Here is a 4,418-nt window from a genome sequence, read left to right on the forward strand (position 1 = left end):
TCAACCACTGGGTGCATTTTATCTGATTCCCTGGCAGGGCGTGTATAGCAGCGATGATAATACAATGGGGTCCAAGGCCGGCGACAATCATTACACCGACGTAAGCGGCAATAAATCCATCGGTTACGAAGACCGTGTGATTGCCGGCAGCGCCATTCCAAAATTCCAGTGGGGCTTCAACAACAATTTCCGCTATAGACAATTTGAACTCAATGTGTTTGTACAGGCATCGCAGGGTAACAAAATCTTTAACGCTACCTATGCCGGCATTGCAGCACCTACCAGCGATGTGAAATATCCTACACTGGCGGCATCCGCCGATTACTGGACTGCCAAAAATACCGGCGCTGTATGGGCTGATCCTGCGAGCAAAACCGGCCGCAGTTATGTGGAGTCCACACAATATCTGCAGGACGGCAGCTATGTGCGATTGAAGAATATCAGTCTTTCCTACACGATGCAGAAAAAGATGACACGTTTTGCGGACATCCGCTTTACCCTAAGCGCACAAAACCTGTACACGATTACCAATTATAAAGGATATGATCCGGAGGCCACGTCTACTTCTGCCACCAGCGATGCTGATGCAGGTATTGACCTCGGTGCTTATCCGTCGCCGCGCACCTTTACGTTTGGTGTAAACATCTCTTTATAACGATCACGTATAAACGCTGATAATATGAAACTATATATCATTGCTCCCTTGCTGCTTACGCTTATCACTTCCTGCAGCAAGGATTTCTTGAAGGAAGATCCTAAAAGCAATCTCACACCGGACAACTTTTATAAAACGGCGGATGACCTGAACATGGCAGCCATTGCGCTCTATACCCAGGTAAACGGCGCTTTTAACCAATCCGGCGGTTACGCCACGCTTTGGGGCGGCGACGATATGACCGTAGCCCGTGCCGGCAACAAAATCTCTTATTCTGATTTTGATACTTACCAGGCCACTTCCTCCAATGACCGCATGACCAACTGGTGGAGCTATTTTTATGCTACCATTAAATCCAGCAACGCACTGATCATTAATTACCCAAAAGCCACGGCAGCCTCGGAAGACGATAGGAACCATGCCGCCGGACAAGCTTACTTTTTTCGTGCGCTCAGCTATTTTTTCCTGACACGCACCTGGGGAGAAGTGCCACTGATCACCGACAATAATGTGGACTATAACCGGCCCAAAGCCACACCAGCAGATATTTATGCGCTGATTGTAGCCGATCTCCAAAAGGCAGAAACCATGTTACCGGATGTATGGGATGGCAACAAAAGACAGAACGGTGTGGACATACCGCCTACCCGTGGTTCTGCAAAAGCCTTGCTGGCCAATGTATACCTGACGATGGCAGGCTGGCCCCTTAAACAAACCGACAAATACGCACTGGCGGCCGCCAAGGCAAAAGAAGTGATCGATAACAAAACGACCTGGGGATATGACCTTACTACCAACTACGGAGACCTGTGGAACAAAAGCGGGAAGTTTAATCATGAAACAGTATTCGGTTGTTATTTCAATGTAAATGTTTCCGGCTGGGCATGGGAGAACTATAATATGCTTACGCCAAATGCCTATGCGCCAGACGATGAAGGAGGATGGGGCGATGGCTACGGAGAAATAAATTTCTATAAAAATTTTCCGCCCGGTCCCAGAAAGGAGGCAACCTATCAAACTGTTTACTTCCTCAATAACAAGCCTGAGAATGCAGTTGACTGGACAAAAACCCAACACAAACATCCGTACTTTTTCAAGTTCCGCGATGACGATGCTTTCAATCCGGTGAACCATGTAAATAATAACTGGATAGGCAGTCATACGGTACCAGTGATCCGCTATGCAGAAGTGCTGCTCACCTATGCGGAAGCGCAGGCCATGTCTGCCTCTCCGGATGCCAGCGCCTATAGCGCCATTAACCGTGTAAGAAACAGGTCAGGACTTATCAACCTGACAGCAGGTTTATCACAGACCGCCTTCCGGGATTCCGTGATCGCAGAAAGGGGCTGGGAGTTTGCCGGTGCAGAACCTGCCGGCCGCTGGTATGATCTCATCCGGACGGAAACCGTGGCCAAGGCTAATTCCAACAGAGATGCATCTGAAGAGGCACTGAAAAATGTGCCAAACGATGCCACACATACTTTTTACTGGGCTCCCATACCCATCGGCGATAAACAACTAAACCCAAATCTCTGATATCATGCAAAGAATATTTTCAATGCTATGGCTATTGATCATATATATGAACGGCTATGCACAACAGGCGCAAATTGTTCCGGGTGCCGTATGGCACGATACAGCGGGCAACGGCTTAAATGCACACGGTGGTGGTATCCTGTATTATAACAACACTTATTACTGGTACGGAGAAATCAAGCAGGGCGTTACCTGGCGGGTGCCAGGATCTACCTGGGAAAATTACCGGGTTAATGCCGGCGGCGTGTCCTGCTATAGTTCAAAAGATCTGCTGCATTGGACATATAACGGGGTGGCTTTACCAGCCGAAAAAACTGATAGTACGGCAGATCTGCATATCAGTAAGGTTATAGAAAGACCGAAGGTGATTTATAATAAAAAAACAGGAAAGTTCGTGATGTGGATGCATATCGACTCACCCGATTACCGTTACGCCAGGTCTGGCGTTGCGGTGAGCGATCGGCCCGAAGGCCCTTTCCGGTATATCGGCAGCGTACGGCCTAATGGAAATATGGCCCGTGATATGACCATTTTCCAGGACGATGATGGCAGGGCTTATCATTTCTATTCATCAGAAGAAAACGAAACCATGCACGTCTGTGAACTGACAGACGATTATTTATCACACACCCGAAACGACCATCGCATACTGATAAAGCGTTCCAGGGAAGCGCCGGCGGTATGCAGGTATAATAACCGTTTGTATCTGTTCACTTCCGGCTGCTCTGGCTGGACGCCCAATGCGGCAGCCTATGCGGTGGCGGACAGCATCATGGGGCAGTGGACAGAACACGGCAATCCCTGTAAAGGCGCCGATGCCGACAGTACCTATCATGCGCAGACCACCTACGTGCTGGCAGTACCGGGCCGGAAAAATTGCTACATCTTCATGGCCGACAGATGGAATAAAAACAACCTGGAAGACTCCCGTTATGTATGGCTGCCACTAATATTTAATACCGCTGGCATACCCGGCATTACGTGGAAAGATCAATGGAAGATAACAGAATAACAGCACACATTCCCCAATTCTGCAGACAGTGTCTGCGGAATTGGGGAATGATTAAAAAGAGACAAACATTGTTTGCGAAATCAGTAATAGCATTTCATTGAAAAAGCAAGAAAAAAAACTCACCCTTCTATTGTTGCATTCCAATTAGTAGATGCACATATATTACCTGGTTTTCCGAATTTTTCCTAGATTGTGTTTTCATTTAACGGGTGTCAGCCAATCAAACATATAACGAAAAAGAACTATTGTCGAGAATAGCAGAAGGCGATGAGCAGGCATATGCTGTCATATTCGACCAATATTACCCATTGCTTTATACATACGTCCATCGCATTATCCAATCCGCCCCGGAAACAGAAAGTATTTTACAGGACATTTTTATGAAGATCTGGCAGGGACGTGAGACCTTGCAATATGTAGAGCGGTTCGCTCCTTATCTCTGGGTGATGACCCGTCACCACGCTCTCAATGCGATGCGCAACCTGGCGCGCCGCCATGCTTTATTAGATGATTTTGCCAAGCAGGTTACGACCGTAGAAACAGAAGAAACGAGGGAATGGCATCTTTCCCTTATAGACCAGGCCATTTCGCAGTTGCCCGAACATTGCCGCCAGGTATGGACCATGAACAGAATCAACAAAATGAAACAGGCGGAAATAGCGACAGCGCTGGGAATTGCATTACCAACAGTTAAAAAATATATGCAGCAGGCCATCAGCCTGATTACACAATATGTAAAAGATCGTTCTTCACTAGGTCTGGCCCTGACCCTTCTACTTTCTCTTTTTTTTGAAAAAAAATAAGATTCCCGTATACTTTTTAAAAAGCCAGGTGTCATTTATATATACCCGTTAATTTATTGCACATGAATGAGCAGCTGACTGAATTGTTTAATCGTTATTTCGACGGTACGGCCACGGAGACCGAGCGCCGGAAGTTAATGGAGTTGGTGACGGAATCGGATGATACGCTGCTGGAACCGGTGATGCGCCAACAATGGGAAGCGCTGCAGGGAACGGCAGTTCAAGCTCCTGATGGAGCCCATATACTGGCCGCCATTCTTGATAAACCGATACGGATGAAGCCTGTAAGACTACGTTGGTATTGGGCAGCTGCTGCAGCGGTATTGCTTCTCGTGAGTATTGGCGGCTATTTTCAGTTAAAGCATCAGCGAGAACTTACGGCACTTGCAAAAGTCCGGAAGATAACACCGGG

4 protein-coding genes and 1 pseudogene are annotated in these 4,418 nt (G+C 47.4%); all 5 read left to right on the forward strand.

Going from position 1 to position 4,418, the window contains the following annotated elements:
- Window positions 1-655: pseudogene (locus tag VIP81_RS19440) on the forward strand (hypothetical protein); the annotation flags it as partial.
- 24 nt (window positions 656-679) lie between these two features.
- Window positions 680-2,191: a RagB/SusD family nutrient uptake outer membrane protein gene (locus tag VIP81_RS19445; RefSeq protein WP_331964912.1), complete on the forward strand. Its 1,512-nt coding sequence runs from the start codon at window positions 680-682 to the stop codon at window positions 2,189-2,191.
- Between the two features lie 4 nt (window positions 2,192-2,195).
- Window positions 2,196-3,203 (forward strand): glycoside hydrolase family 43 protein, encoded by a 1,008-nt coding sequence (locus tag VIP81_RS19450; protein ID WP_331964914.1) that lies wholly within the window; start codon window positions 2,196-2,198, stop codon window positions 3,201-3,203.
- 209 nt (window positions 3,204-3,412) lie between these two features.
- Entirely contained in the window at window positions 3,413-4,006 is a 594-nt protein-coding gene (locus VIP81_RS19455) for an RNA polymerase sigma factor (RefSeq protein ID WP_331964917.1), read from the forward strand.
- Window positions 4,007-4,068: 62 nt separating this feature from the next.
- Window positions 4,069-4,418 (forward strand): hypothetical protein (locus tag VIP81_RS19460; RefSeq protein WP_331964919.1); only part of this gene is annotated, 350 nt, incomplete at its 3' end.

This window comes from Chitinophaga sp. (assembly GCF_036566945.1).
GTDB lineage: Bacteria > Bacteroidota > Bacteroidia > Chitinophagales > Chitinophagaceae > Chitinophaga.

Bases quoted from the DNA above. Each gene is read 5' to 3' on its own strand.
- VIP81_RS19445 (WP_331964912.1), top strand. From the start codon at position 680: ATGAAACTATATATCATTGCTCCCTTGCTGCTTACGCTTATCACTTCC.
- VIP81_RS19450 (WP_331964914.1), top strand. From the start codon at position 2,196: ATGCAAAGAATATTTTCAATGCTATGGCTATTGATCATATATATGAAC.